We start from the raw sequence: 25,917 nt of genomic DNA on the forward strand, positions 1-25,917 counted from the left end.
CCAGCGGCCGGGCCGCTGGAGGACGTAGGTCATGTCGGGGATGCGCCGACGGGCGCGTTAACCGGTCAGACGAAGCTGGCCGGCGGCGCGCGGGCGAGATAGGCGCGAAATGTAAAGATTTCCGGCCGCGTGACGTCGCCGCGATCGCGCGGCTGCCAAGTGCTGACGAGAAGTCCGAAAGATGGGATGGCCGCGAGCGTTACCGGCCCGATATCATGCCAGGTGGCTTTCGGCAGGGCCGTGCGGTCGGAGACCACAATGCCGCGCAACGGATCGCGCTGGGCGATATAAAGCGGCTGGCTGTCCCTGCCGGAGGAAAAGGCTTCCGCATCCGCCCGCGCGGCGAGATTGATGCCACCGCCAAGCGCCAGTCCGAGATAGGCGAAGAAAGCGACGAACAGCGAGGCAATCACGCGCGTTCCGGCGTGGTGTTTCCTCTCATCGTTCTCTTCGTTGTCGGCGGCGCCGAATTCGAACGGGTTCAACGGTTATAAAGGCCTTCATTCCTTCGCCGGAGCAGATTCCGACGGCTCGGTCATGATATCAGGACGCTCCGCGTCTTCATAGTGCGGCCTGTCATGATGCACTTGAGCCAGCCGGTCAACCATGCCCAGTGCAATTTCCCGCTCTCCCATGATGACGGTATCGGCGCCATATTGCTTCAGCACGTCGATTTCGGCGTCGGAATGGGCGCGGGCGACGATCAGGATCGACGGGTTGATGGCGCGCGCCTGTTCCGCCGCGCTGCAGGCTTCGAAGGTGTTCGGAATGGCGATGACCAGGCTGCGGGCCTCGGCGATGTTTGCATATCCGAGGGTCTTCGCGGAGGCTGCATTGCCGTAGATCGTCTCGATCCCCGCCTGCTTGAGTTCGGCGATGCGCTTCTCCGCATCCTCGATGACCACGAAGGGCGTGCCGGACGATTTCAGGTTTTCCCCGACGATGCTGCCGACGCGGCCGTAACCGATCAGGATGGCATGGCCGGTGAGCGTAACCGTGCGTTCCTCCTCGTCGACGATGACGGGGGCCGGCTGTTCGGCGGCAGCAGGCTGGGTCTCGCCCGTCGTGGGTTGATCGACCTGTGCGGTGGACTCGATGGTCTCCGGCACCTCGCTCGGGCGCTTGCCGTCCAGTCTCTTTCGCAGCCAGTCGCAACCGAAAAAGACAAGCGGATTGAGAATGATCGAGATGATCGCGCCACCGAGAATAAGGTCACGGCCTTCACTCGGCAATAGGCCGAGCTCGACGCCGAGGGCCGCGAGGATGAAGGAGAATTCGCCGATCTGCGCCAGACTGGCCGAGATGATTAATGCCGTACTCATCGGCTTGCGGAAGGCCAGAACTATGAAGAAGGCGGCGGCCGATTTGCCGATGACGATGATGAAAACGGTCGCCAGCAGCGGCAGCGGGTTTTCGATCAGGATGTTGGGATCGAACAGCATGCCAACCGAGACAAAGAACAGCACGGCGAAAGCATCGCGCAGCGGTAGGCTCTCCTGTGCCGCCCGGTGGCTGAGCTCGCTTTCCGCCAGGATCATGCCGGCGAAGAAGGCGCCGAGCGCCAGCGACACGCCGAAGAGTTTCGCAGCCCCGAAGGCAACGCCAAGTGCGATGGCAAGGACGCCGAGACGGAAGAGCTCGCGCGAACCTGTATGGGCGATGCGATGCAGGATCCAGGGAATGACCCGCCGGCCGACGACCAGCATCAGTCCGACGAAGGCGGCGACCTTGAAGAGCGTCATGGCGATGATGCCGGTGAGGCCCATATCGAGGCCGAACAACCGGTTGATGCCGGCTGATAGCGGCTCGACCGCGCCATGGCCGTCGCCGGAAATGCTGGCGGCGGCGGGAATGAGGACGAGGGCCAGCACCATGGCCAGATCCTCGACGATCAGCCATCCAACAGCGATCTTGCCGCGCTCGGTCTCGATCAGGCGCCGTTCCTGCAGGGCTTTTAGGAGAACGACTGTTGAAGCGACGGAGAGCGCGAGGCCGAAGACCAGGCTGCCGCCGAGCGGCCAGCCCATCAGCGCGCCGAGCCCCCAGCCGAGCAGGGTGGCAAAGCCGATCTGGACGATCGCGCCGGGAACGGCGATGCCGCGCACCGATAGCAGGTCCTTCAGCGAGAAATGCAGGCCGACGCCGAACATCAGGAGAATGACGCCGATCTCGGCCAGCTCCGGCGCAAGGCTCTGGTCAGCGACGAAGCCCGGCGTATGCGGGCCTGCAAGCACGCCGGCGATGAGATAACCGACAAGCGGCGGCAGTTTAAAGCGATTGGCGATGGCGCCAAAAATGAATGCCAGCACAAGGCCCATGACGATGGTCGAAATCAAAGGCGTGTCGTGTGGCATGAGCCATCTCCTCGATACTGGAAATCCCGCGCAGTTTATGACATATTTGGCTTATGTTGACCAATATGGGTGGTTTTTGATTGTGAATCAAGGCAATAAACCAATGATTCTCACTCCTGCTCTCTGCCGAGCGGCGCGTGGGCTGCTGGACTGGACACAGTCGGACATCGCTGAGCGGGCCGGCGTGTCACGAAGCACCATTCGTGACTACGAGGGCGGTCATCATGATATTCACCGGGCAACGGAAGCGCAATTGCGCCTCGCCTTCGAAGAGGGCGGCGTCGTCTTCGCGGAAATGCCGGAGCTTGGCTGGGGCGTCTGTCTGCGCCGCACCTCGCATCAGGGGTAAGGCCAGGCTTAGGGATTGGGCGTCAGGCAGGCTGGCGAAACGCGATAGGCGTAGATCGTCTTGCCCTTCTTGTAGCCGAACTCGGGCGACCAGCTCTTGATCAGTTCCGATTGACCAGCCGTGCAATCGAGCGGCGCGTCGTCGACATAGAGCACATCGGCGGTCGTATTCGCGGGCAGGGAGAAATTCTGCTCGTAATAGCTCTTCGGGAAGCCGCCGAAGTTGCGGGCATGGATGCGATAGGGCTGGCCCTTCAGCGTATAGAACAAGTCACCGAGAATATCCCGGTCGCTGGAGACGATGTCGGGCAAGTTCGCCTTGGTGGCGATATCGGCGACCTCCAGGCTGATGGCGCTGCGGCCGACATAGCGCTTCATCACCAGATCGCCGTTTGGCAGCTTGATGTCATAGGCAAGGACGGTGAGCACCGGCAGCAGGAAGGCGATGACGGCGCCGATGATCAGCGAAACGACGAGACCCTTCTTCGTCAGGCGATAGAGAATCCAGACGGCGAGGATGGTGCCGGCGGCATAGGCGGCGACCGCCCAATTGGCATAGGCCTTGGCGAACAGCGCCTGTAGCGTGATCATGGCGACGACCGGAACTGACAGCCAGATGAGCAGCTTTTCCCCGTCGTCGCTTTTCCCGCGGATCATCCGCCAGGTGGCCCAGAGCATGGCATAGAAGATGACGGGGCCAACGACGCCGAATTGCGCGCCGAGGAAGGCGAGACCGCCGAGCAGGTGCTGCACCAGCCCGCCGCTATTGCCCTCGCCATTCCAACGGGCGATGCTCTCGGTATGACGCACCGTCGCTGCGTCATGGGCAAAGTTCCACCAGAGGTTAGGGAAAACGACGATGGCGCCGACGATGGCGGCGATGATTACGTCGCGCCAGGCAATGCGCACCGACCGCAGCGTCAGCATGGCAATGCCGACGCCCGGCAGCAGGAAAAGTACCGAATATTTCGTCAGGAAGGCGATGCCGAGGCTGGCACCGAGGATTAGTGCCTCAAGGACGGACGAGCGCCGGGTGAGGCCAAGAAAAGCCCAGATCGCGATGGTGACGAACAGGATCTGGATCGTATCGGTCGATACCAGCACCGCCGACAGCGAGGCGGCCGGCAGGGTGACGAAGATGACGCCAACCCATGGCGCGATCTCTTCTCCCGTATCCCCGGCAAACAGCCGTCGCGTCGTCAGCATCAGCATCAGCGCGGTGGCAAGATGAAAGAGCGGCGCGGAAACGCGAATCCAGAAGGTCGAGTCCGATCCCGATAGCGCATTGAAGACGCGGATCACCCAGGCGATCATCGGTGGTTTGGAATAATAGCCGAAATCCAGGTTCTGTCCCCAGAACCAGTATTGGGCCTCGTCGACGAACAAATCTGTCCTGTTGAAGACGAGCATGATCACGCGCCAAAGCGTGACACCGAAGATGATGGTGAGACCAAGCCGCAGTGAAAGCTTCTGGTCGCTTGTTTCGGAGTAGGTCGTATCGGACATTGACAGGTCGATCTCGGTGCCGGGTCGTGAGGCTTCATACGGAACTATCGAGCTCGACGCCAGCTCCCGACACGAGGGAAAGACGGCGAAAAGCGCGGCGTGATGCCGCGCTCATAGGACCCTTTCATGAGGGATTTGTGTCGCTTATCGGCGTTGGGGAGGAATTTCAGAGGACCCGTGGGGAGCTCTTCACCCGCACTTGTTCGAGGCGGCTCAGAAATGTGAAGGCGACAAGCGTCATGCCGGCGGTCAACAGGGCAGTCAAACCAAGAACAATCATTGCTCTCTCCACATCGACATCGAAGGTGTCTCTACTTGCAGGATTAAAGCATGAAGCTTGCCTGTGACTTGCGATCAGCCCGGGTTTTACTCCAATCGACCACCCACGGAAATTGAACCGGAAACAGTTCAGATTAAAACGGAGAAGCCAGCGACCCATATTAACCTTCAAGCAAGGAATTAACCATAAACATGGAAGCTGCACGTCGGAATGGGAAAATTGTTACTCGTTCTCACCAGGCATGAAGCCGCCCCGTCGTACCGGGCCAGATCCGGTATCAATCTCATCAAACAGGTCCGGGAACAGACTTTGATGAACGAGCGAGCTTCAGTGTGCCGCGATCAACGGATCGGCGGCGACGTGTGTCTTTCCTCGTCCTCTCATAGCGTCTGAACCCGATCATCAGCGGTTTCGCCGGGGCTCTTTGCGCCCGGCAGTTCGGCAGGGGCAATTTTGGCGCAGGATTCGCCTTCAGATCAGGCAGGGCGGGCGCAGGCGGGAAGCCTTCGCGACCGCTTGCGTTTTGCGGGGCTCGCCGCCGAGCAATGCGAGATCGTGCGCCGCAATCGGCCCATGCTCGAGACCCATTTAAAAGCGGGCCTGCGCGATCTCTTTCACCGTTTCCAGACCTTTCCGGATGCCGCCCGCAATTTTGCCAGCGAAAGCCAGCTCGAACGGCTGCAGGATTTGCAGTCCTCGCACTGGGACGTGCTGACGGATGCCCGCTTCGACAGTCTCTATGCCGAGCGCGTCAAGGTTCTCTCTGACACCGAAAGCAAGATGGGGCTCGATCCGCGCTGGCATGTCGCCGGCCATGGGGTGGTCCTGGAGCATATTCTGGCCGGCATCGTCGACGAGATGGGTGGCCGGGCCATCCTGCCCGCAACCAAGCGCCGCGCCCATGATCTGAGCGAGCTGGTCAAGGCCGCCATCCGCCTTGTCATGGTCGATGTCGAAATCGCGGTCTCGCTGCGCTTCAACGAGTTACGCCTCAACCATCAACGCGCGCTCGCCGATCAGCGGACCGCCGATCAGGCAGAAGTGGCCGGCCTCTTCGCCGATGTCGTCCAGGGCCTTGCCGAGCGCGATCTTACCGTCCGCATGCCGGCCGATGCCCCTCCGGCCTACGCCGAATTGGTGGAAGCGCTGAACGCCGCATTGGGTGATATCCAGCAGCAATTTACGGCGCTGTCCGGCGGCGTACAGGCGGCCGAAGCGGCGACGAATGCCATCGCTCGCGATTCCCGATCCCTCGCTCAAGATTCCACGGAGCAATCCAAGGGGCTTGCCACCTCCGCGAGACAGCTTGCCGAACTCGCCGATCAGGTTCGCGGCAATGCGACAAGCACCCGGTCGGCCGAGCGCGCCGCCGCCTCCACGCGCGTTGCGGTCGAAGACAGCGGTCAGGTCGTCGGCCAGGCCATCTCCGCCATGGCCGATATCGAGACGTCGGCCGAAAAGATCGGCCAGATCATCGGCGTCATTGACGAGATCGCTTTTCAGACCAATCTGCTGGCGCTCAACGCCGGTATCGAAGCGGCGCGCGCTGGTGACAGCGGTCGTGGCTTCGCTGTCGTCGCACAGGAAGTTCGCGCTCTCGCCCAGCGCTCTGCCGATGCCGCCCGCGAGATCAAGGTGCTGGTGACGGGCACCAAGGCGCAGGTTGACGCCGGTGTGCGAATGGTCGGTCGCACGCAGGAGGCGATCGGCAGCATCGTCCGCCAGGTGACCGATATCAACGACGCCATCTCCGGCATTGCCGCCGCCACCGACGAACAGGCCGCGGGCCTGCGCAGCCTGACGGTTGAAATCGGCAGCCTCAGCGAACGCGCTTCCGCTGCCGGAAGCCTCGCCGATCGTTCGGGACAGGGCGCTGATCACCTCCATGACACCATCCTCGACCTCGGCCGCACCATCCGCGAATTCCGCCTTGAGCGCGAACGACGCCATGCCGTGGCACCACGCCCGGCGGTCGATGCGCAACGTTTGCCAGCCCCTCGGCGGGACGAATTCTTCGCCCGGCGTGAGCAGGACGAGGCTGTCGAATTCGACTTTCCGCCTCGCAGGGCAGCAGCCGGGGGCGAACGGAATGCTTATTGACCTCTCTATTTCATGCGCATGCGGGCGATTGAACTCGATTTTAAGCAACAAGGATTGAAGCGATGGCGAGCAGGAAAGGCGAAAAGACAGTCAGTCTGGCCGCGGTGCTGGACCTCAACGAGGCCTCGGCGCTTCGCGGCAAGTTGATGGGGTTGCGCGGCGGCAACGTCGCGATCGATGCCTCCGGCGTCGAAAGGATCGGCGCCTTGTGCATTCAGGTCCTCATGGCCGCTGCCAAGACTTGGGATGAAGACAAGCTGTCCTTCACCTTTTCGAAGGTGTCGGACGCATTTCAAAAAACGATGCAGATGATCGGTATCGACATCGATCACCTGCTTGCCAAGGAGATCCGGCAATGAAGAAAAAAGTGCTGACCGTGGACGATTCACGGACCATTCGAAACATGCTTCTCGTCACCCTCAACAATGCCGGCTTCGAGACCATTCAGGCCGAAGATGGCGTCGAAGGTCTCGAGATCCTCGAAGAAGCCAATCCCGATGTCATCGTCACCGACATCAACATGCCGCGCCTTGACGGCTTCGGCTTTATCGAGGGCGTACGCCGCAACGACAAGTACCGCGCCATCCCGATCCTGGTGCTGACCACCGAAAGCGATGCCGAAAAGAAGAACCGTGCCCGCCAGGCCGGTGCGACGGGCTGGATCGTCAAGCCTTTCGACCCCGCCAAGCTGATCGATGCCATCGAGCGTGTAACCGCTTAAACAGGATCCGTCCCTCATGGATATGAACGAAATCAAAGAGATTTTCTTCCAGGAGTGCGAGGAGCAGCTCGCCGAACTGGAATCCGGTCTCCTGAAATTGAATGATGGCGACCGCGATCCGGAAACCGTCAATGCCGTCTTCCGCGCCGTTCATTCCATCAAGGGTGGGGCAGGGGCCTTCGGTCTCGATGACCTCGTCTCCTTTGCCCATGTCTTCGAGACGACGCTTGATTGCGTTCGATCCAACAAGCTGGAGCCGACCCAGGATGTCCTGAAGGTCATGCTCAAGGCCGCCGACGTGTTGGCGGATCTGACCAATGTGGCCCGCGACGGCGGCAGCGTCGATCCTGTCCGCAGCAGGGGCCTGGTCAAGGAACTGGAGGCGCTGGCTCATGGCGAATTGCCGACCGCGTCCGCCGCCAGCGAGCCAGCACCGAAGCAGGTGAAGCCGGCAGCCGCGCCAGTGCTGCGCCCGCTGCGACGGATGATAGCGGTTTCCAGCCGATCCCCTTCAGCTTCGACGATGATTTCGGCGCTGACGACGTGTCTGTGGACATGCCGGAATACCAGGTCAGCTTCAAACCGCGCGCCGATCTCTACGCCAAGGGCAATGATGCGACGCTGTTGCTGCGCGATCTCGCGCGCATCGGCGAACTGAGCGTTCATTGCGACATGGACGCCCTGCCGGGCCTCGACGAGCTCGACGCAGAAGGCGCCTATCTCGCCTGGACGATCTCCATCAAGACCGACAAGGGCGAAGAAGCCATCCGCACGGTCTTCGAATTCGCCGAATGGGACTGCGAGCTCGAAGTCCAGCGGATCGAGGATGCCGCCGCCTCCAAGGGTGACGACGAGCTGCCAATGGTGCCAGTGCCCTTCGATCTATCCGCTCTCGATGATGATGGTGGCGGACAGACCGCAGAGGAAGGGTCGCAGCTTGCGGATGACGTAGCCGCCGCCGTTGCTGCTGCCGAAACGGTAAGCAACATCGCACAACTCGCCGCCGCCCGCGTCGAAAAGAAGGAAGCTGCGGCCGCTGCCGCCGCTGCCAGTGTCGCCGCGCAGAACAATGCCGCCGCTGCCGGCGTCGGCCAGACCATCCGCGTCGATCTCGACCGTGTCGATCGCCTGATCAACCTCGTCGGCGAACTGGTCATCAACCAGGCGATGCTGTCGCAGAGTGTCATCGAGAATGATAGCAACGGCACCTCCTCGATCAATATGGGCCTCGAGGAGCTGCAGCAGCTCACCCGCGAGATCCAAGATAGCGTCATGGCGATCCGCGCGCAGCCGGTGAAGCCGGTCTTCCAGCGCATGTCGCGCATCGTCCGCGAAATCGCCGACATGACCGGCAAGTCGATCCGCCTGATCACCGAGGGTGAAAACACCGAAGTCGACAAGACGGTCATCGACAAGCTGGCCGAGCCGCTGACCCACATGATCCGCAACGCCGTCGACCATGGCGTCGAGACACCGGAAAAGCGCGCGGCACTCGGCAAGAACCCGGAAGGCACGGTTCGCCTGACGGCGAAGCATCGCTCCGGCCGCATCCTGATCGAACTTGCCGACGACGGCGCCGGTATCAATCGCGAGAAGGTGCGCCAGAAGGCGATCGACAACGACCTGATCGCCGCCGATGCCAATCTTTCCGACGAGGAGATCGACAATCTGATCTTCCTGCCGGGCTTCTCGACCGCTGACAAGATCTCCGACATTTCCGGCCGTGGCGTCGGCATGGACGTGGTCAAGCGCTCGATCCAGGCGCTCGGTGGCCGCATCAACATCAGCTCCAAGCCGGGACACGGCTCGGTCTTCACCATGAGTCTGCCGCTGACGCTTGCCGTCCTTGACGGCATGGTGGTGACGGTGGCCGGCCAGACGCTGGTCGTGCCGCTGACCGCGATCGTCGAGACCCTGCAGCCGGAAGCCGCCGCTATCCATTCCTTCGGCGCCAACCATCGTTTGATCTCGATCCGCAACAGCTTCTGCCCGCTGGTCGATGTCGGACGCATCCTGAATTTCCGCGCCACCCAGGCTGATCCGGTCGAAGGCGTTGCACTGTTGGTGGAGTCGGAAGGCGGCGGACAGCGCGCCCTTATGGTCGACGCCATTCAGGGCCAGCGCCAGGTCGTCATCAAGAGCCTCGAAGCGAACTACACCCACGTCCCCGGTATCGCCGCCGCGACCATACTCGGTGATGGGCGCGTCGCGCTCATCCTCGATGTCGATGCCGTGGTCGGCGCCTCGCGCGGCCAGTCGCTGAAGGCTGAAATGTCGTACGCGGCGGTGGGTTGAGCCTATGTCCTACGCGATCAAGAGCCTGACCCAGGGTGCCCGAGAGCTGATCGCATTCCGAATCGGCGATCAGGAGTTCTGCGTCGACATCATGTCCGTCCGCGAAATTCGCGGTTGGACGCCGGTAACCGCCATGCCGCATGCGCCGGCATATATGCTCGGCGTGATCAATCTGCGCGGCGCGGTGTTGCCGATCGTCGACCTCTCGGCCCGGCTCGGCATGAAGCGCGCCGAGCCGACCGTGCGGCATGTGATCATCGTCGCGCAGGTCAAGCGCAAGGTCGTCGGCCTTCTGGTCGACGCCGTGTCGGATATCCTCACGGTCAACGACGACACGATCCAGCCAACGCCGGAAGTCTCCTCCGACTATGAGCGACAGTTCGCGCGCGGCGTCCTGGCGATCGACCGCCGGATGATCTGTCTTCTCGAACTCGAAACCCTATTCCCCGAACACGAAAGCCAGGCCGCATGAGTGTGATGGGAGCAACGGATCTAAGAGCATCCCCGGACGAGGTACTGGCCAGCGGCGAATATCCGCTGACCCGCCGCGATCTCTCCGAAATTGCCGCCATGATCTATTCGGACGCCGGAATTTCTCTGAACGAGACCAAGGCCTCGCTGGTCTATTCACGGCTGTCCAAGCATATCCGCGCACTCGGCCTGCCGGGCTTTCGCGACTATTGCCAGCTGGTCTCCTCGCCGGCGGGAGCGGTCCAACGGCGCGAGATGCTATCGCACCTGACGACCAATTTCACCCGCTTCTTTCGCGAGAACCACCATTTCGACCATCTGCGCGACGAGGTTCTGCCCGGCCTCCTGGCGCGCGCCAAGGCCGGCGGTCGCGTCCGCATCTGGTCGGCGGCCTGTTCCGACGGACAGGAGCCCTATTCCATCGCGCTCACTGTTCTGTCATTGATGCCGAATGCTGCGGATCTGGATTTCAGGATCCTGGCGACGGATATCGATCCGAAGATCCTGGGCCTTGCCCGTATAGGTGCCTATGATGAGGCCGCACTCGAAACCGTTTCGCCCGCCATGCGCAAGCAATGGTTTCAGGAGGTGGAAATCCAGGGACGCCGCAAGTTCCAGATCGACGATCGCGTCAAGCGACTGATCACCTACAACGAGCTGAACCTCCTGGCGCAGTGGCCGTTCAAGGGCAGCTTCGACGTCATCTTATGCCGCAACGTCGTCATCTATTTCGATGAGCCGACGCAAACGAAGATCTGGTCGCGTTTCGCGGGTCAATTGCAGGACCACGGCCATCTTTATATCGGCCATTCCGAGCGGGTCGCCGGCGACGCCAAGCACCTCTTCGACAATATCGGCATCACCACCTATCGCCATATCGGCAAGCATGCGGGGAGAAAACCATGAGCGCTCCCGCCCGCGTCCTCGTCGTCGACGACTCGCCCACCATGCGCGGCCTGATTACCGCCATCCTGCGCTCCGATCCGGAGGTCGACGTCGTCGGCCAGGCCGGGGACGCGCTGGAAGCGCGCGCCGCGATTAAGGCGCTCAATCCCGATGTCGTGACGCTCGATATCGAGATGCCGAACATGAATGGCCTCGATTTTCTCGAAAAGATCATGACGCTCAGGCCCATGCCGGTCATCATGGTCTCGACCATGACGCATCGTGGCGCCGAGGCGACGCTTGCCGCCCTTGAGATCGGTGCTTTCGATTGCGTCGGCAAGCCGGTCCCGGGCGAGCCCCGTCCCTTCGGCGATCTGGCGGAAAAGGTGAAGGCGGCTGCCCGTTCGCAGCGGCAATATGTCAAGCCCGCCGCCATCCGTGTCCCGCCGCCCGCGGTCGCGGATTTCCGTGTCGGCCGCAAGATCGTCGCGATCGGCTCGTCCACCGGTGGTGTCGAGGCGTTGATTGCGGTCTTGCAGAAATTCCCGGCCAATTGCCCGCCGACGGTCATCACCCAGCATATGCCGCCGAGTTTCACCCGCAGTTTCGCCGAACGGCTCAACCGTCTCTGCGCCCCTGTGGTGCAGGAGGCGACCGACGGCGCGCGGCTGGAGATCGGCAAGATCTATCTGGCTCCCGGTGGCGAGAGGCATCTGCAGGTCGCCAGTGCTTCGGCGCCGCATTGCCGGCTGGTCGAGGGCGGGCCGATTAACGGCCATCGCCCTTCCGTCGATGCGCTGTTTGATTCGGTTGCCGAGCTTGCCGGCCGCAACGCCGTGGGCGTGATCCTGACCGGCATGGGGCGCGACGGTGCCGCCGGTCTTCTCAAGATGCGCCATGCCGGCGCTCGCACCATCGGCCAGAACGAAAAGACCTGCGTGGTCTATGGAATGCCGAGGGTCGCATTCGAGCTCGGCGCAGTCGAACAGCAGTTTCCGCTGAACGCCATTGGCGAGGAAATATTGAAAGTAACAGCCGCCCGAAAGGAAGGGAGCGAATAATGTCTCTAGCGGAAAAAATCAAAGTTCTGATCGTCGATGATCAGGTCACCAGCCGCCTGCTGCTCAGCGACGCGCTAACGCAACTGGGCTTCAAGCAGATCACGTCCGCCGGCGACGGCGAGCAGGGCCTGAAAATCATGCAGCAGCAGCCGCATCATCTGGTGATCTCGGACTTCAACATGCCGAAGATGGATGGTCTCGGCCTGTTGCAGGCCGTGCGCACCAATCCGACAACGAAGAAGGCGGCCTTCATCATCCTGACCGCGCAGGGCGATCGTGCCCTGGTGCAGAAAGCAGCCGCGCTTGGCGCCAACAATGTCCTCGCCAAGCCCTTCACCATCGAAAAGATGAAGGCTGCGATCGAGGCCGTTTTCGGAGCACTGAAATGATTCTCGATGCCGCTGCCCGTCGTGTGCACATCATTCAGGGCGAGTATAAGGTCATCGGTGACCCCGAGGTGGTACTGGCGACCATTCTCGGCTCGTGCGTGGCGGCATGTTTGCGCGATCCGGTGGCTGGCGTTGGCGGCATGAACCATTTCCTGCTGCCGGGAATGGCGTCTTCGCCAACGAGCGGCGGCGATGCCACGCGCTACGGCGTGCACCTGATGGAACTGCTGATCAACGGTCTCCTGAAGCAGGGCGCGCGTCGTGACCGGCTGGAGGCGAAGGTCTTCGGCGGTGCGAAGACGATTGCCACCTTCTCCAATGTCGGCGAACAGAACGCGGCCTTTGCCATGCAGTTCCTGCGGGATGAAGGCATCCCGGTCGTCAGCTCAAGCACGGGCGGCGAACATGGACGCAAGGTGGAATACTGGCCAGTTTCCGGCCGTGCACGGCAATATCCGCTAACCGGCGCCGAGACGCAGAAGACCGTGGCCCTGGAACAGCGCCCTGTTGCAGCTCCGAAGCCCGTCGACAATGCGATCGAATTTTTCTGATCAGCGAGGACACCCCGATGACCAACATCCAGCGAGCCGATACGACCGCCATGCAGGAGACGCTCCCCGCCATCCTGATGCGCATCGTCGCGGAATTGCACGATATCGCTTACCTGATCGAGCGCATCGAGCCGCAATTGCTCGATCTCAGCGGCGTCAACGTGCTGGAATCGCCTGACGCGATGAAGGTCATGCAGGGTATCGATCTCGCCGTGCAGAAGACGCGCGGCATCGCCGAGTTCATCGACGCCATCACCGGCGACATGCCGGATGGCTGGATGGTCGATGTTGCGACCGCGTTAAGCCTGGTGAAGCTCACCGAGATGCAGAAGGCACTTGGCGGCAGCGGACGTCACGGCCATTCGCAGCCGCTTGCCAAGGCTGCCGGCGATTTCGATTTCTTCTGACCGCAACCGCCGGTACGCGATATTGTTTTTCCTATACTTTTTTAAATAGTTTTCTTCCCGCTTCTCCTGTTTTCCCTGCCGGACGAAACGCTCGCACAAGTTTCGATTCCTATCTTCGCTGCAGGGCACAAAGCCATCAGGTCTTTGACGAATCGTGCGAGAACAGAATGAATCTGTTAAATCAATTAGTTCCCTTGTTCAGGAATCTGCAGAATCTCGGGAGGACGCGGTTGCTGACTCTCGCCGGCGTGGGCATTTTGTCCGTGGCGTTGGTCCTGTTTGCAGCCCTCTACGTCAACAAGCCTGCCCAGGAGACACTTTATGTCGGCCTGGATGCGACCGATCTGAACCAGATCAGCATTGCGCTTGCCGAAGCCAAGATCAATTTCCAGGTGGGCACGGATGGCACCAGCCTGACCGTGCCGACCGGCATGACCGGCAAGGCCCGCGCGCTTCTCGCCGAGCGCGGCCTGCCCAACAGCACCAATGCCGGCTATGAGCTCTTCGACAATGTCGGATCGCTCGGCCTGACCTCCTTCATGCAGGAAGTGACCCGCGTCCGTGCGCTGGAAGGCGAAATCGGCCGGACGATCACGTCTATCTCGGGCATCAGCGCGGCGCGCGTCCATATCGTCATGCAGGACGTCGGCAACTTCCGGAAGGCGGATCAGAAGCCGACGGCCTCGGTGATGATCCGGGCCAACGCCGAAGCGGCGCGCAAGGCGGCCCAGGCCATCCGCCATCTCGTCGCCTCCGCCGTTCCCGGTCTTGAGGTCGACGATGTCACCATCCTCGATTCCACCGGGCAGTTGCTTGCCTCTGGCGACGATCAGAGCAATGGCGCGCTGAATCGCAATCTCGGCATCGTGCAGAATGTTCAGGGCGAAATCGCATCGAATATCGACAAGGCGCTGGCACCTTTCCTCGGCATGGACAATTTTCGCTCCAGCGTGACGGCCCAGCTCAACACCGACAGCCAGCAAGTGCAGGAAACAACCTACGACCCGGAATCGAAGGTCGAGCGTTCGGTGCGCACCACCAAGGAAGCGCAGAAGTCGCAGCAGCGCCAGTCGGACACGGCGGCAACCGTCGAGCAGAACATTCCGCAGGCAGCACCCCAGGCCGGCGGCAATGGGCCGACATCGAACGACCAGACCGACAAGCGCGAAGAGCAGACCAACTACGAAATCAACAGCAAGACCACCGCAACGGTTCGTAACAGCTACAGGATCGAGAAGCTGTCGGTCGCCGTGGTGGTCAACAGGGGCCGTATCGCCCAGATGGTCGGTCAGCCGGCCGATCCGGCAAAGGTCGATGCCTATATCGCCGAGATGCAGAAGATCGTCGCAACCGCTGCCGGCCTCGATCCAAGCCGCGGCGACGTGGTGACCGTCAATGCGATGGATTTCCTCGACACCCAGCTGCTCGACGACAACGCCTCCGGTCTCAACATCATGGATGTGCTGAGCCGCAACATGGCCGGCATCATCAATTCGCTCGCCTTCGTCGCGGTTGCCGTCCTCATCATCTGGATGGGCTTCCGCCCGCTCATCCGCTCGCTTGGCGGCGGCGCCAACGGCACGGCCCTGCCGGACGCGGCCGGCCTGGAATTGCCGGATTTCGCACCCGGCGCGGTCGGTGGACCTGGCGCCGCGTTGATGGACGGCTTCGGTTCGGATTTCGGCTTCGACAGTACCGACGACCTGTTGACGATGGGCGAGGACAACAGCACCTTCAATCGCCGCGTCAAGGAAGGGCCGGAGCGTCGCCTCTCGCGCATGGTGGAAATCAGCGAGGAGCGAGCCGCCAAGATCCTCAGAAAATGGGCCGTCGACAAGGCAGCCTGATTATAAAAGACCGGGAGAGATCCCGGTCTTTTCGCGTGAACGGATAGGATGTGGTCGAGCCGCTGCAATCCTGGATTTCACGAATATTTGTTGCAAGCCGATGTCGCGAAATCAGGCTGTATGAGATGTTGGCAAGTGAAGAAGAGGCGGCAAATTTCGTTGCTGGGTAGAAAGAATCGACTTATAGTTGGCTCATCTGTGCGTAACAGCGTCGAATCGGCGCGAATCGGGCGGTAATCCGCTTCCAGTGAATTCAGGGTTTGAAGACGCAGGGACGCGGAGAAACCAGTTTATAGTTTGTTGATTGGGTTTCCGGCGATCTGCGCCAATGCGATTGCCGAAGTGGAATTCATGTTAGCGCTTGCGCGCCGTGCCTCCGCCGGATGCGTTTGAGGCGTAATCGTAATTTAAGTTGGCGCAGGCGCCTTTTTTGAAGATCGATATCGGTTTTCGGGAGCATGTCCTGAGTCCAGACCGAACAATGCTCTCGTTGAGGCCTGATCGTCCGACAGTGGCAGGAAACGCAGAAAATGGACATGCAGATATCGCAGGCGAACAAAGGCGATAAGGATGCGCGAGCAGTTGCTCCTTCCAACGCCATGTCGCGCGATCAGCTCATTCTGCAACTGACTGCGGTCGCCGGGCCAGCCTATCTCCAATCCGGCCTGCGCGTGCTGACGGATTATGTCGGCGCTGCCTATTACCTTCTGGCGCGCTGCGATCTCATCCAGGAGAGCGGGCTCGATTTCGTCGTGTCCTCCGATTGGCCTTTCGATCTCGTCCGGCGCCTGGCTTCCGAACTCACGAGCGGTTACGGCCGCGCCGGCGAGCTGGAAAAATCCATGTCGCTGTTCCAGCCGAATTTTGCCTTCCTGCCCGATGATGTCGAGCTGCCGGAGGGTGTCAGTCGTCACTATTGCGCGCTGACCTTCAATGTTGGGCGCACACGGTTCTCGCTGATGCTTCTGGCCCGCGACAGCCTGTTGCTGTCGACGGAGCGGCTGCGCGATGTCGGACTGCTCGCAGGGTATTTCGCCAGCTTCACCCGTAGTGTCGAAGGCAAGCTGGAGCGCGATTTCGATTTGACCGAGCGCGAGCTGGAATGCCTGTTCTGGATTGCCGAAGGCAAGACCAGCGACGAGATCGCCATGATCCTCGGCATCTCGCGCAATACCATCAACAACTACATCACCAGCGTCATGCGCAAGACCGCGACGAAAACGCGATCGGAAGCCATCGCTTTTGCCGTCAGAAACAACCTCGTTTGAAGGCCTATTGAATGCGATATCAGCCGGGCAAGGCGACGGACATGTCGGGCGAGACGAAGCTTAGCCGGTCGCATCGGATTTCCGGCCGCTCAGATCTCTTTCCGAAGCTGGTGTCGATGCAGAAATTGATCGACGCGCAGAATTTCGCGGTTTACCGCCTCAACGGTTCCGGCCTGCCGAGCAAGCAGCGCCTGGTCTGCGAGCTGGAGAACTGGGGCTTGGCCAATCCCGTCATGAACAAGGCCTTCGTCGAGGCTTATGGCGAGGCGATGATCGAGCATATCGAGAAGTCGCTGCTGCCGCTGATGTGGAACGGTCGCGACAGCGACAGCACAGCCGAGACGCCGGATTTTGCCGCTTTCACCCAACGCCTGAAACCGCATCTCCTGCCTTTCGCAGGCGTTGCCTTTCCAGTGCGTCTGGGTTCGGTCGGCAATGGCTATATCATCTTCACCGCGAAGTTCATGGACGTGGCGAGCGACATGATCGTCGAGCTGCATGGCCGCAGCTGCCAGATCATGATGGAGCTTCTGTCGCTCGACGAGCGCCGCACGCCGGCCGCAGAAGCATTGAGCGACCGCGAGATCGCTTGCCTGCAATTGGCCGGCGACGGACGAATCAGCGAGGAGATCGCCGAAAAGCTCGGTTTGTCCGTGCATACGGTCAACGCCTATCTTGGTTCGGCGACGATCAAGCTCGACAGCGTCAACCGTATCCAGGCGATCGCGAAAGCGATCCGCTTCGGTTACATCAGCTGACGCCGACGCTCCTCAGCGGATCTTCATCGTTCGAGTCTTACCTACGCCGCTTGCGTCGCGTCACCGATCGCATAGCGGGCGTCTTTAAGGCTGCGGGCGAGCAATGCCGTATTTTCATCCGGGTCGGCGGATGCTTTCTCGAAGGCGATATGGTTGATCTCGATGCCGGCATGTTGATCGGCAAGCGCGAGCTTGGCATAGATGGTGACGCCGCGCGGCTTGATTTCGAGGTCGATTGTGACCTCGGCCGGGCCGCTCCAATCGAGCTTGTAGTCGCCGCCAAGCCCGAAATTGACGATACCGGGCAGGAAATAGAGCTCGGCGGCCGAAGCGACGAGATCCGCAAGATTGCCGTAGCGTTCGAATCGCAGCAGCGAAATCAGATCGGCGGCGTCGAGGAGCCGCAATTCGCTGGCGACCGGGCTGATGGCCTCAGCGAGAATGCGTTCACGTTGAGCAGAGTAGGGGCATTTTTTCATTCGATTTATCGTACCCGTGTTCTATTCGACTGTGCGTAGATCCGATGGATTAGCTCTGCGACGGCCTTGTAAAATACTGACGGGATGACACTATCGACCGAGACTTGCGCAAACATGGAGCGCGCGAGCGGCGCATCCTCGAAAACCGGGATGCCGTTTGCCTCGGCGATCTCCCTGATTTTCAGCGCAATGAGGTCCTGACCCTTGGCAACGACGACAGGCGCATCGCCTTCCTCGCGGACATAGCGCAACGCCACGGCGAAATGGGTCGGGTTGGCGATGATCAGGGTTGCGCGCGGCACCTGCTTCATCATCCGCCGGCGGGCGCGGTCGCGGGCAATCGAGCGCTGGCGTGACTTGACGATCGGATCGCCCTGCGACTGCTTGTACTCGTCCTTGATCTCCTGCTTGGTCATTTTCAGCTGATCGAACCAATGGTGGCGGCTCCACGCCACATCGGCGATGCCGACAACGGCGGTCGCCAGCAGCACGATCGTCAGGATTCTCTCGACGATGGTCGACAGCCGAACGAAAATCGTCTGAGGATCGGAAGCCAACGAATCGATCGCGTGGAAGAACTGGCTGCGCAGCACGAAGAACATGATGATGCTGACCACCACGATCTTGGCGAGCGACTTGCCGAATTCCACGAGGCCCGATGTGCTGAAGATGCGGCTCCAACCGGAAACAGGTGATATGCGCGAAAATTTCGGCTGAATGCGGTCGAGAACCGGCGTCGGCAGGTTCTGGAACATCGAGGAGCCGATCCCGAAGATGAAAAACAGAACGATAGCGGGCAACAGCAGGTTACCGACTTCCCAGCCGATTCGGGTAAATAACGAAAGAGCGTCCGGCCCCGTTTCCAAGTGCCACTGATCCGGCTTCTCGAAAAGGTCTCGCAGCACCTCGCCCATGCGCCCCATGCGCTCCGGCAGGAAGAAGGTGACATAGATGACGGTCGCCAGCATGGAAGCAAAGATGGTCGCTTCCCTGGAGTGGGGCACATTGCCCTTCTCCATCGTGTCGCGGAGTTTTTTCTCCGTCGGTCTCTCTGTTTTACTGTCCTTGTCTTCGTCAGCCAAAGCAGCCGTCCTTCGCGAAACGGAAAGAGGCCGCGCAGCATGCGCGGCCCTGTTTTGAACAGTCTAGGACGATTCAGGTGAGTCGCGTCGAAGTTACGCGGCTTTCTCCACAGGTGTCATGTCCTTGGCCTTGAGTTCGATCTGGCCGGAATTGGAAAGCCGGATCGCTTCCTGCGCGATGGCGCGCCGGGCGACGGCAATTTCCCGCGCATTGACGCCGTTGCTGGGCACCTGCAGATCGGATTCGATCATGCGGCGCTGGCGGGGACTGATCGAAGCGAGCACGATTTCGCGGATATCCATGGTCGAGCCGCGCAGCGCCATGGTGATGATATCCGAGGCGATGTCGTTGAGCAGCAGAACGCGGCTTTGTTGCGGCATGAGCATGAGGTCGTCGAAGAGGAAGATCTTCGGGCGGACCTTGTCGACCGATTCCTTGCTCAGCGATTCCAGCGACGTCAGCAGCGTATCGACCTGCGGCTTGTCGAGCTCGTTCATCAGCTCCGCCACCTTGGTCGAGCCGGCGGCGTTACGTTCGGCTTCGATCTCCGTCATCAGCCCCTGGACGCGGTTCTCGATGATCTGCGCGGCTTTCGGGCTGACATCCTTGAGATTGACCGTGCGGTTCATGATGTCGGCGCGCTGCGCCTCCGGCAGTTGCAAGAGGATCTTGGCGCCGAAAGAGGACGGCATCATCGACAGCATATAGGCGATGGTTTGTGGATGTTCGCGCAGGAAGAACTTGGCGACGAAGGCCGGATCCGCTTCGCCGAGGCGATCCCAGATCGAGGCCTCATAGGCCTGGAAGGCCGTGCGCCGGCCGAGTAGGCTGTCGACCTCGTCGGGCGTCAGGCCCTCTTCGAGAATGCTCTCGATCGCCTTGGCGTTGTCCATCAGACCGGCGCCTTCGGTGAAGAGATCTTCGAATTCCGCCACGAGCTGCGCCAGTTCGTCGGGCGGAATGAGCCGCAGCGATTGCGCGGAGGCAATGATGAGCTGCAATTCATGCTGCGTGAAATATTTCAGCAGCCGTCCCGCCACCTGTTTTCCCATGGCAAGGAGAACGGCTGCGGCCTTCTCGGCCTGAGACAACGGTTTCTCGGCAAGGGCGCCGCTGAAATCGTCAAAGTCCATCATGGTCTTCATCTCCGTCCCGAACAGGGAGTGGGCTTATTCTGAAAAGAAATCAGGCTTTCATTGCCCGATCCCGAAATGATCTTCGGGAAATAGTATGCAAAATCAAATAAATGGAGCGAAACTACTTATTTCGCCCTATTGTTGGACAGCTCGATCAGCTTGATGCCGAACCGGGTATCATCATGCTCCAGTACGGTAATCTCGCCCCGGCCGATGCAGCGGCCGTTGACGGTGATTTCGACGGGTTCGCCGATTCTCTTGTCGAGCGCGATGATCGCGCCCTCGGTCAGGTTCATCAGGCCGGAAACCTGCATGCGGCTGCTGCCGAGAACGATCTGGACGTCGATCGGGATATCCATGATCAGGTCGAGATTGGCGCTCAGCGCGCTGCCGGGAGCGGCCGTTTCGGCAAATGTGGAGGGGCCGCCGAAATCGCCGGCGCCGAAGGCGGAACCGGCATCGTCGTCACCGAATTCACCGCCAAAGGCCGAAAGACCGGCAGTCTGCTCGGCACCGAACGCGTCGGCATCGAAATCCGGGGCAACGCCGTCAGTGTCCTTCTTCAGGACGCCGCGCAGGCCGTCGATAGCCTCGTCCAATGCGGCGTCGCTGCTTGCGATTTCCAGCGAATCCTCGCCGCTTTTCTGTGTCGTCTTCGTAGCCATGAAATCACTATTCCAGTTGAAACTTGCCTCAAGCTGCCGTGGGCGCGGGCCGCCCTCCGGCCGGTCAATTCATCAGGTGTCGAAGAAGCTCGTCGTCGGAGTTCACGGTGTCCTTGACACGCACCGTGTAGTTCTCGCCGGAGCGGCCGAATTCGCAGACATAGAGGTCCTTGCTGTTGGCGCTGACCTCGACCTGGACGTCGCTCGTATCCATGAAGGGAATGACATCGCCGACGGCGAGCCTGGAGATCGTGTCGAGCGTCAGCGATTGCAGCCGGATGCGGGCTTCGAGCGTCACCTGCGAGCGGCGCACCTGCTCGTTGAGTTGCTCCGCCCATGCGCCGGTCGAGGATGATGGGTTCTTTGCCCGCGGCGCGGTGACCACGGTGCGCAGCAGCTCGTATTGCGGAACGATCACGACGATTTCCGAAACGGTCTTGCCGAGCGAGATCGTCATCGCGATGGCGGCGGCGAAATCATCGGCCTGGCCGGCAGCCGGCTTCGGACGATCCTCGATATTGTAGGGCGGATCCAGATAGGGTTCGAAGCCGCCGGACGCGTTGACGGCCGAGCGCAGCACGTTGGCGATCTTGTCGAACACCATGATGGACAGGTCGAGTTCGATTACCGAAAGCGGTCGCGCGGCGGGGGAGTCGATCGTCTCGGGCTGGGCGCCCAGCAGATGCTCCATCAAGGTCATGACGAAGCCCGTGCCGCAGCCGAGCAGGAAGTTCTGCGACCAGTTGCGAAGCGAGCCGTTCACTAGGGCGCAATTGCTGCCGATACCGGCGACAAGCTCGCTCATCAGGCCCGACCGGCAGCCGGCATAACCGACGGAGACATCAAGGCCGGTTTCGCTCTTGATGACGTCGGGGAGGAACTCGGCATAGACCTGGCCAAAGGCCGTGCCCAGCTTTGAAAGCGTTGCCGGGTCGCCAAGGCCACCGGTCAGCTTGGCGAAGAGGACGGGATCCATCGTCTGTTTTGGGTGCGTGGATTGCTGGCTCATGATCATCAGGCCGCCTTGCTCTCACCGCCGGGGTTCATCATTTCCTGCTCGACCGCGTCGATGGACGGCCGCTCATAGGAGGAGATCGTCTTGCGGCCGTATTCCAGCGCCACTTGCGGCACGGAGCCGTTCATGTAGGCGAGCAGCGTCTGCTTCACGATCACGTAGAGGCGATGCTGCTTGTTGCGCACGACCTTGATCTGCGACACCAACGGTGCGCAGACGGAGTAGGACAGGATGATGCCGAGGAAGGTGCCGACGAGTGCCGAGCCGATGAGATGTCCGAGCACTTCAGGCGATTCGTTGATATGGCTCATGGCCTTGATGACACCAAGGACGGCCGCGACGATGCCGATGGCCGGGAAGGAATCGCCCATGATCGTGATGGCATGATAGGGTTTCATCTTGTCGTGCTGGATCGTGTTGATTTCCTCGTCCATCAGCGCCTCGATCTCGTGCGAGCGGGCATTGCCGATGATGATGAGGCGGACGTAATCGCAGATGAAGGCCGTCAGATCCCGGTTCTTCAGCACCGTTGGGGCGGCCTGGAAGATCACCGATTCGTCGGGATTGTCGATATGGGCTTCGATCTCGTTGCGCGACTTGGTGCGCAGGTCCCGCATCAGTGCATAGAGCACGCCGAGGGTGTCGAGATAATCACGCTCCTTGGGAACCGCATGCCTGAAGGCTTCGCCCAGCGCCTTGCCGGAATCCTTCAAGACCTTCATCGGATTGGCCATGATGAAGCCGCCGATGCCGGCACCCGCGATGATGACAAATTCAAAGGGCTGGAACAGCGCGTTCACATCCCCGCCCATCGCCATGAAGCTGCCAATGATGCAGCCGCAGGTCACTACAAATCCGATAATAATATTCATCGCCGGTCCACACCTGAACATTGCTTCCTGAAATCAACTAGGAGACCTGCCTTGCGTGAGGCTGTTCGACGCGCTCAGTCAGCGGGCCTTTTGTCGTGTCAGCCTCGCACAAGCCAATGTCGGCACAGTAACAGCTAAGGGCATCTATGCCCGGCTAACGACATGTTGGAACGCCGCGTCATCGGACGTTTCCTGTCCCGTTATTCTCCAATGTCCGGAGGGCGTTGAAAATGCAGTCTGGTATCTATGTGGCGCTGTCATCGCAGATGGCGCTCGAGCGGCGTCTGACGACGGTTGCCGACAACATGGCCAATGTGAACACCACGGGTTTCCGCGGCACCGAGGTCAAGTTCAATCAGGTCCTCAGCAGTACCGAAAACAAGCTCAACACCAAGGTCGCCTTCGTCTCGCAGGGCAATGACTATCTCTCCACCGACAATGGTGAATTGCAGAACACCGGCAATCTCCTCGATTTTGCCGTCAAGGGCGAAGCCTGGTTTGGCCTCAATACGCCAGCCGGCCTGGTGCTGACGCGCGACGGCCGCTTTACGATGACGGACAGCGGCGCACTGGTCTCGGCACGCGGCTATCCCGTGCTCGATCCCGGCGGTGCACCAATCCAGCTCGATGCCACCGGTGGGGCGCCGACCGTCTCCTCGAATGGCACGATCACGCAGAACGACAAGCAGGTCGGCCAGATCGGGCTTTATACCTCCGACGTCAGCAAGGGCTTCCTGCGCTACAGCAATAGCGGCGTACTGCCCACTGACACGCCGCAACCGGTGATCGACCGCTCCAATATTGGCGTCGCCCAGGGCTATCTCGAAAATTCCAACGTCAACGGCCTGCGGGAAATGACCGAACTGATTGAGGTCAGCCGCGCTTTCGACAATATCACGTCGCTCACCAACAGCAGCGAAAGCACGCTCTCGGAAGCGATCAAGACCCTCGGCGGCAGCCAGTAAGAAGGGCGGATCATGTTCGAGGACCGGATGCCTGAGGGGGCACTTTCTCCGAGGCTGCCGCATATGGCCGCGCTGGCGGAGCAATATGCGATGACGGAAAACGCGGTCGCCCATGGCGGCCATGTGCGGACCATTGCGGCCGGGCACTACACGGTCGCGGGCCTCTCCAGGCATGTGCGCCTCGGCGAGTTCGTCGCCCATCGTTCCTCGACCGGCATTCATCTCGGTGAAGTCGTGCGCGTCGAACCGGAATTGACCTATGTTTGTCCCATCGAGCCGGGCGAACCGATCGGCATCCATGACACCGTCATCCGCAAGGGCGCCTTTCGCATCGCGCCGTCGGAAAGCTGGTGCGGGCGCACCATCAACTCGCTGGGCGAACCGATCGACGGCCTGGGGCCGCTGACGGCGGGCACGCAGCCGCGATCGATCTCCAACACCGCGCCGCCCTCCATGACGCGCAAACGCGTCGAGACGGGCTTCAAGACCGGCGTGCGCGCCATCGATATTTTCTCACCGCTCTGCCTCGGCCAGCGTCTCGGCATCTTCGCCGGCTCCGGCGTCGGCAAATCGACGCTGCTGTCGATGCTTGCCCGCGCCGGCGCCTTCGACAAGGTGGTGATCGCGCTGGTCGGCGAGCGTGGTCGCGAAGTTCGTGAATTCATCGAGGATACGCTCGGTTCGCACATGCAGAAGTCGGTCGCCGTGGTTGCAACCAGCGACGAGAGCCCGATGTTGCGCAAGATGGCGCCACTGTCGGCGATCACCATCGCCGAGCATTTCCGCGACCAGGGCGACAATGTGCTTTTGATCGTCGATAGCGTCACCCGCTTCGCCCACGCCATCCGCGAGGTCGCGACCGCGTCCGGCGAGCCGCCGATCGCGCGCGGTTATCCGGCTTCCGTCTTCACCGAGCTGCCGCGTCTTCTGGAACGGGCAGGGCCGGGACCGGAAGGCACGGGCACGATCACCGCGATCATTTCGATCCTTGTCGATGGTGACAATCACAACGACCCGATCGCCGATTCCACCCGCGGCATTCTCGATGGCCACATCGTCCTGCAGCGCTCTCTTGCGGAGGAGGGCCGTTATCCGCCGATCGATCCGCTGGCCTCGGTCTCGCGCTTGGCGCGCAAGGCCTGGACGCCGGATCAGGAAAAGCTGGTGTCGCGCCTGAAGGCGCTCGTGCACCGCTACGAGGAAACGCGCGACCTGCGCCTGATCGGCGGATATCGCCAGGGTGCCGACGCAGATCTCGACATAGCCGTCCGCCAGGTGCCGATCATCTACGATGTGCTGAAGCAGACTCCCGGCGAACGGCCTGCGGTCGACGCCTTCACCGACCTTGCGACCGCCTTGAAGAACGGTTCGGCGGCAAACATACCGGCAAAGAGAGGCTGATGTGAGAGAATCCGATGCAGACGAGCCGGTCGCTCCGCCCAAGCTGGCGAAAAGGCGGACTGCCACCGACAGGGCATTGGCCTGCACTGGCCTGGTGCTGGCCGGTATCTCGGCCTTCTTCCCGTGGTACGTGTTTTTGAACCCGGACAAGTTCGGCATTCAGGTTGCCGAGGGCGACCGGTCGCGGGATCTGCCGAACTGGCCGGGGCGCGAGATCGTCAGCGTCTCGCCGCTTGCCATGGTCAACAAGAACCCGGGCGAACCGAAGGATATCATTCCCGATCCTCTGACGACGGCGACGATCAGCAATGTCGGGCGCGAGGACGACAAGGGGCCGCCGGCGGAAGATCAGCCGTTCCCCGGCAAGTCGCCCTTCCATCTGCTGCATGTCGCAAATGGCCGGGCGCTGATCGAGGATGACAACGGCATGTTCGTCGTGCGCATCGGGTCTCTCCTGCCTGATAACAGCCGCCTGGCGACCATCGAGCAACGGGACGGAAAATGGGTGATCGTCACCTCCACAGGCGATGTCTACGGCCATGAATAAATGCTCGAAATCGTCCGCATACCGGGCGTTTTGAAGACTTCCGCAAGAACGCATTCCCCGCAAGTCCCACGCAAGATTATCCCTCTAATGTCCCTGGTGTAAGAACGGAGAGAAGCCCATGCAACCCATTCAACTCTTTGACCTGGCCTCGCGGCAAGCCGAGTGGCTTCAGACGCGCCAGGAGGTTGTTGCCGGCAACATCGCCAATGCCAATACCCCGAAGTTCCGCGCCAAGGACGTGACGCCGTTCCAGGCTGTCCTCGACAACCAGAATGTCGGCATGGCGAAGACCAATCCGGCGCATCTCTCCGGCAGCGAATTCAGTCAGAGCGGCGACATCAACGTCGAGGAAGCGTCGCTCAACCAGGAAATTGGTGTCCAGGAGTCGGGTAATACCGTGGGCCTGGAAGACGAGCTCGCCAAATCGGGTGAGATCAAGCGGCAGTACAGCTTGAACACCGCACTCGTCAGCTCCTTTCATCGCATGATGTTGATGACCGTAAAACAATAGAT

The 25,917-nt window shown here is 61.0% G+C and carries 26 protein-coding genes and 1 pseudogene; 18 read left to right on the forward strand and 9 right to left on the reverse strand.

The window, feature by feature from the left end:
- Positions 1 to 65 precede the first annotated feature (65 nt).
- Both HB780_RS28745 and ybaL read right to left on the reverse strand, forming a co-directional pair.
- A complete protein-coding gene (locus HB780_RS28745) occupies positions 66 to 485 on the reverse strand; it encodes a hypothetical protein (RefSeq protein WP_183691297.1) in 420 nt (139 codons plus the stop codon).
- A gap of 15 nt (positions 486 to 500) precedes the next feature.
- On the reverse strand, positions 501 to 2,354 hold the full coding sequence (gene ybaL, locus HB780_RS28750; RefSeq protein WP_183691299.1) for a cation:proton antiporter domain-containing protein: 1,854 nt from the start codon (positions 2,352 to 2,354) through the stop codon (positions 501 to 503).
- A gap of 37 nt (positions 2,355 to 2,391) precedes the next feature.
- On the opposite strand from ybaL, the gene HB780_RS28755 reads away from it, so the two are divergent.
- The gene (locus tag HB780_RS28755; protein WP_183697583.1) at positions 2,392 to 2,703 is read left to right on the forward strand and encodes a helix-turn-helix domain-containing protein; all 312 of its coding nucleotides are present in this window, start codon (positions 2,392 to 2,394) and stop codon (positions 2,701 to 2,703) included.
- 8 nt (positions 2,704 to 2,711) lie between these two features.
- Here the strand turns inward: HB780_RS28755 and HB780_RS28760 are convergent, their stop codons facing one another.
- Positions 2,712 to 4,208 (reverse strand): ArnT family glycosyltransferase, encoded by a 1,497-nt coding sequence (locus HB780_RS28760; protein ID WP_183691301.1) that lies wholly within the window; start codon positions 4,206 to 4,208, stop codon positions 2,712 to 2,714.
- Between the two features lie 733 nt (positions 4,209 to 4,941).
- Here HB780_RS28760 and HB780_RS28765 point away from each other — a divergent pair.
- The 13 genes and pseudogenes from HB780_RS28765 to visR all read left to right on the forward strand — a co-directional run bounded on the left by HB780_RS28765 (position 4,942) and on the right by visR (position 17,241).
- Complete coding sequence (locus tag HB780_RS28765; RefSeq protein ID WP_183691303.1) at positions 4,942 to 6,588, forward strand: globin-coupled sensor protein; 1,647 nt, start codon at positions 4,942 to 4,944, stop codon at positions 6,586 to 6,588.
- A 62-nt stretch (positions 6,589 to 6,650) separates the two neighbouring features.
- Positions 6,651 to 6,947: an STAS domain-containing protein gene (locus tag HB780_RS28770; protein WP_183691305.1), complete on the forward strand. Its 297-nt coding sequence runs from the start codon at positions 6,651 to 6,653 to the stop codon at positions 6,945 to 6,947.
- A complete protein-coding gene (cheY1, locus tag HB780_RS28775) occupies positions 6,944 to 7,309 on the forward strand; it encodes a chemotaxis response regulator CheY1 (RefSeq protein WP_047461659.1) in 366 nt (121 codons plus the stop codon). The genes HB780_RS28770 and cheY1 overlap by 4 nt, the downstream gene beginning before the upstream one ends.
- 16 nt (positions 7,310 to 7,325) lie before the next feature.
- Positions 7,326 to 9,604 (forward strand): annotated as a pseudogene (locus HB780_RS28780) (chemotaxis protein CheA).
- A gap of 4 nt (positions 9,605 to 9,608) precedes the next feature.
- Positions 9,609 to 10,076: a chemotaxis protein CheW gene (locus HB780_RS28785; RefSeq protein WP_183691307.1), complete on the forward strand. Its 468-nt coding sequence runs from the start codon at positions 9,609 to 9,611 to the stop codon at positions 10,074 to 10,076.
- Positions 10,073 to 10,981 carry a protein-glutamate O-methyltransferase CheR gene (gene cheR / locus HB780_RS28790; protein ID WP_183691309.1) on the forward strand — a complete coding sequence of 303 codons (909 nt, stop codon included), beginning with the start codon at positions 10,073 to 10,075 and terminating at the stop codon, positions 10,979 to 10,981. Before HB780_RS28785 ends, cheR begins: the two co-directional genes overlap by 4 nt.
- On the forward strand, positions 10,978 to 12,021 hold the full coding sequence (gene cheB, locus HB780_RS28795; protein ID WP_183691311.1) for a protein-glutamate O-methylesterase CheB: 1,044 nt from the start codon (positions 10,978 to 10,980) through the stop codon (positions 12,019 to 12,021). Before cheR ends, cheB begins: the two co-directional genes overlap by 4 nt.
- The gene (locus HB780_RS28800) at positions 12,021 to 12,410 is read left to right on the forward strand and encodes a response regulator (protein WP_183691313.1); all 390 of its coding nucleotides are present in this window, start codon (positions 12,021 to 12,023) and stop codon (positions 12,408 to 12,410) included. Before cheB ends, HB780_RS28800 begins: the two co-directional genes overlap by 1 nt.
- On the forward strand, positions 12,407 to 12,961 hold the full coding sequence (cheD, locus tag HB780_RS28805) for a chemoreceptor glutamine deamidase CheD (protein ID WP_183691315.1): 555 nt from the start codon (positions 12,407 to 12,409) through the stop codon (positions 12,959 to 12,961). The genes HB780_RS28800 and cheD overlap by 4 nt, the downstream gene beginning before the upstream one ends.
- A gap of 17 nt (positions 12,962 to 12,978) precedes the next feature.
- A complete protein-coding gene (cheT, locus tag HB780_RS28810) occupies positions 12,979 to 13,368 on the forward strand; it encodes a chemotaxis protein CheT (RefSeq protein ID WP_183691317.1) in 390 nt (129 codons plus the stop codon).
- A 167-nt stretch (positions 13,369 to 13,535) separates the two neighbouring features.
- On the forward strand, positions 13,536 to 15,215 hold the full coding sequence (fliF, locus tag HB780_RS28815; RefSeq protein ID WP_183691319.1) for a flagellar basal-body MS-ring/collar protein FliF: 1,680 nt from the start codon (positions 13,536 to 13,538) through the stop codon (positions 15,213 to 15,215).
- A gap of 530 nt (positions 15,216 to 15,745) precedes the next feature.
- Entirely contained in the window at positions 15,746 to 16,483 is a 738-nt protein-coding gene (visN, locus tag HB780_RS28820) for a transcriptional regulator VisN (RefSeq protein ID WP_183691321.1), read from the forward strand.
- A gap of 11 nt (positions 16,484 to 16,494) precedes the next feature.
- Positions 16,495 to 17,241 carry a transcriptional regulator VisR gene (gene visR, locus HB780_RS28825; RefSeq protein ID WP_435693897.1) on the forward strand — a complete coding sequence of 249 codons (747 nt, stop codon included), beginning with the start codon at positions 16,495 to 16,497 and terminating at the stop codon, positions 17,239 to 17,241.
- A gap of 41 nt (positions 17,242 to 17,282) precedes the next feature.
- Here visR and HB780_RS28830 read toward each other — a convergent pair whose 3' ends face one another.
- The 6 genes from HB780_RS28830 to motA form a co-directional block, all read right to left on the reverse strand.
- A complete protein-coding gene (locus HB780_RS28830) occupies positions 17,283 to 17,720 on the reverse strand; it encodes a hypothetical protein (protein WP_183691323.1) in 438 nt (145 codons plus the stop codon).
- Between the two features lie 5 nt (positions 17,721 to 17,725).
- On the reverse strand, positions 17,726 to 18,802 hold the full coding sequence (flhB, locus tag HB780_RS28835; RefSeq protein WP_183691325.1) for a flagellar biosynthesis protein FlhB: 1,077 nt from the start codon (positions 18,800 to 18,802) through the stop codon (positions 17,726 to 17,728).
- Positions 18,803 to 18,895: 93 nt separating this feature from the next.
- A complete protein-coding gene (fliG, locus tag HB780_RS28840; protein WP_183691327.1) occupies positions 18,896 to 19,939 on the reverse strand; it encodes a flagellar motor switch protein FliG in 1,044 nt (347 codons plus the stop codon).
- 125 nt (positions 19,940 to 20,064) lie between these two features.
- The gene (gene fliN / locus HB780_RS28845) at positions 20,065 to 20,604 is read right to left on the reverse strand and encodes a flagellar motor switch protein FliN (RefSeq protein ID WP_183691329.1); all 540 of its coding nucleotides are present in this window, start codon (positions 20,602 to 20,604) and stop codon (positions 20,065 to 20,067) included.
- 64 nt (positions 20,605 to 20,668) lie between these two features.
- On the reverse strand, positions 20,669 to 21,619 hold the full coding sequence (locus HB780_RS28850) for a FliM/FliN family flagellar motor switch protein (RefSeq protein WP_183691331.1): 951 nt from the start codon (positions 21,617 to 21,619) through the stop codon (positions 20,669 to 20,671).
- The gene (gene motA / locus HB780_RS28855; protein ID WP_183691333.1) at positions 21,619 to 22,491 is read right to left on the reverse strand and encodes a flagellar motor stator protein MotA; all 873 of its coding nucleotides are present in this window, start codon (positions 22,489 to 22,491) and stop codon (positions 21,619 to 21,621) included. Before motA ends, HB780_RS28850 begins: the two co-directional genes overlap by 1 nt.
- A 230-nt stretch (positions 22,492 to 22,721) precedes the next feature.
- Here motA and flgF point away from each other — a divergent pair, with 230 nt between their 5' ends.
- From flgF to flgB, 4 genes are all read left to right on the forward strand, one after another.
- Positions 22,722 to 23,456, forward strand: coding sequence for a flagellar basal-body rod protein FlgF (gene flgF / locus HB780_RS28860; RefSeq protein WP_183691335.1), 735 nt, complete (start codon positions 22,722 to 22,724; stop codon positions 23,454 to 23,456).
- Positions 23,457 to 23,468: 12 nt separating this feature from the next.
- Complete coding sequence (fliI, locus tag HB780_RS28865; protein ID WP_183691337.1) at positions 23,469 to 24,857, forward strand: flagellar protein export ATPase FliI; 1,389 nt, start codon at positions 23,469 to 23,471, stop codon at positions 24,855 to 24,857.
- A gap of 1 nt (position 24,858) precedes the next feature.
- Positions 24,859 to 25,404 (forward strand): flagellar protein, encoded by a 546-nt coding sequence (locus tag HB780_RS28870; protein WP_183691339.1) that lies wholly within the window; start codon positions 24,859 to 24,861, stop codon positions 25,402 to 25,404.
- Between the two features lie 118 nt (positions 25,405 to 25,522).
- Positions 25,523 to 25,915, forward strand: a complete 393-nt coding sequence (gene flgB / locus HB780_RS28875; RefSeq protein ID WP_183691340.1) for a flagellar basal body rod protein FlgB — start codon at positions 25,523 to 25,525, stop codon at positions 25,913 to 25,915.
- Positions 25,916 to 25,917: the final 2 nt, after the last annotated feature.

Origin of the sequence: Rhizobium lusitanum (assembly GCF_014189535.1) — a bacterium.
Lineage (GTDB): Bacteria > Pseudomonadota > Alphaproteobacteria > Rhizobiales > Rhizobiaceae > Rhizobium > Rhizobium lusitanum_C.

Excerpts from the sequence above, each read along its gene's own strand:
- ybaL (WP_183691299.1), bottom strand. The coding sequence starts at position 2,354 with ATGCCACACGACACGCCTTTGATTTCGACCATCGTCATGGGCCTTGTG.
- HB780_RS28755 (WP_183697583.1), top strand. The coding sequence starts at position 2,392 with ATGACATATTTGGCTTATGTTGACCAATATGGGTGGTTTTTGATTGTG.
- HB780_RS28760 (WP_183691301.1), bottom strand. The coding sequence starts at position 4,208 with ATGTCCGATACGACCTACTCCGAAACAAGCGACCAGAAGCTTTCACTG.
- HB780_RS28770 (WP_183691305.1), top strand. The coding sequence starts at position 6,651 with ATGGCGAGCAGGAAAGGCGAAAAGACAGTCAGTCTGGCCGCGGTGCTG.
- cheY1 (WP_047461659.1), top strand. The coding sequence starts at position 6,944 with ATGAAGAAAAAAGTGCTGACCGTGGACGATTCACGGACCATTCGAAAC.
- HB780_RS28785 (WP_183691307.1), top strand. The coding sequence starts at position 9,609 with ATGTCCTACGCGATCAAGAGCCTGACCCAGGGTGCCCGAGAGCTGATC.
- cheR (WP_183691309.1), top strand. The coding sequence starts at position 10,073 with ATGAGTGTGATGGGAGCAACGGATCTAAGAGCATCCCCGGACGAGGTA.
- cheB (WP_183691311.1), top strand. The coding sequence starts at position 10,978 with ATGAGCGCTCCCGCCCGCGTCCTCGTCGTCGACGACTCGCCCACCATG.
- HB780_RS28800 (WP_183691313.1), top strand. The coding sequence starts at position 12,021 with ATGTCTCTAGCGGAAAAAATCAAAGTTCTGATCGTCGATGATCAGGTC.
- cheD (WP_183691315.1), top strand. The coding sequence starts at position 12,407 with ATGATTCTCGATGCCGCTGCCCGTCGTGTGCACATCATTCAGGGCGAG.
- cheT (WP_183691317.1), top strand. The coding sequence starts at position 12,979 with ATGACCAACATCCAGCGAGCCGATACGACCGCCATGCAGGAGACGCTC.
- fliF (WP_183691319.1), top strand. The coding sequence starts at position 13,536 with ATGAATCTGTTAAATCAATTAGTTCCCTTGTTCAGGAATCTGCAGAAT.
- visN (WP_183691321.1), top strand. The coding sequence starts at position 15,746 with ATGGACATGCAGATATCGCAGGCGAACAAAGGCGATAAGGATGCGCGA.
- visR (WP_435693897.1), top strand. The coding sequence starts at position 16,495 with ATGCGATATCAGCCGGGCAAGGCGACGGACATGTCGGGCGAGACGAAG.
- HB780_RS28830 (WP_183691323.1), bottom strand. The coding sequence starts at position 17,720 with ATGAAAAAATGCCCCTACTCTGCTCAACGTGAACGCATTCTCGCTGAG.
- fliG (WP_183691327.1), bottom strand. The coding sequence starts at position 19,939 with ATGATGGACTTTGACGATTTCAGCGGCGCCCTTGCCGAGAAACCGTTG.
- fliN (WP_183691329.1), bottom strand. The coding sequence starts at position 20,604 with ATGGCTACGAAGACGACACAGAAAAGCGGCGAGGATTCGCTGGAAATC.
- HB780_RS28850 (WP_183691331.1), bottom strand. The coding sequence starts at position 21,619 with ATGATCATGAGCCAGCAATCCACGCACCCAAAACAGACGATGGATCCC.
- motA (WP_183691333.1), bottom strand. The coding sequence starts at position 22,491 with ATGAATATTATTATCGGATTTGTAGTGACCTGCGGCTGCATCATTGGC.
- flgF (WP_183691335.1), top strand. The coding sequence starts at position 22,722 with ATGCAGTCTGGTATCTATGTGGCGCTGTCATCGCAGATGGCGCTCGAG.
- fliI (WP_183691337.1), top strand. The coding sequence starts at position 23,469 with ATGTTCGAGGACCGGATGCCTGAGGGGGCACTTTCTCCGAGGCTGCCG.
- flgB (WP_183691340.1), top strand. The coding sequence starts at position 25,523 with ATGCAACCCATTCAACTCTTTGACCTGGCCTCGCGGCAAGCCGAGTGG.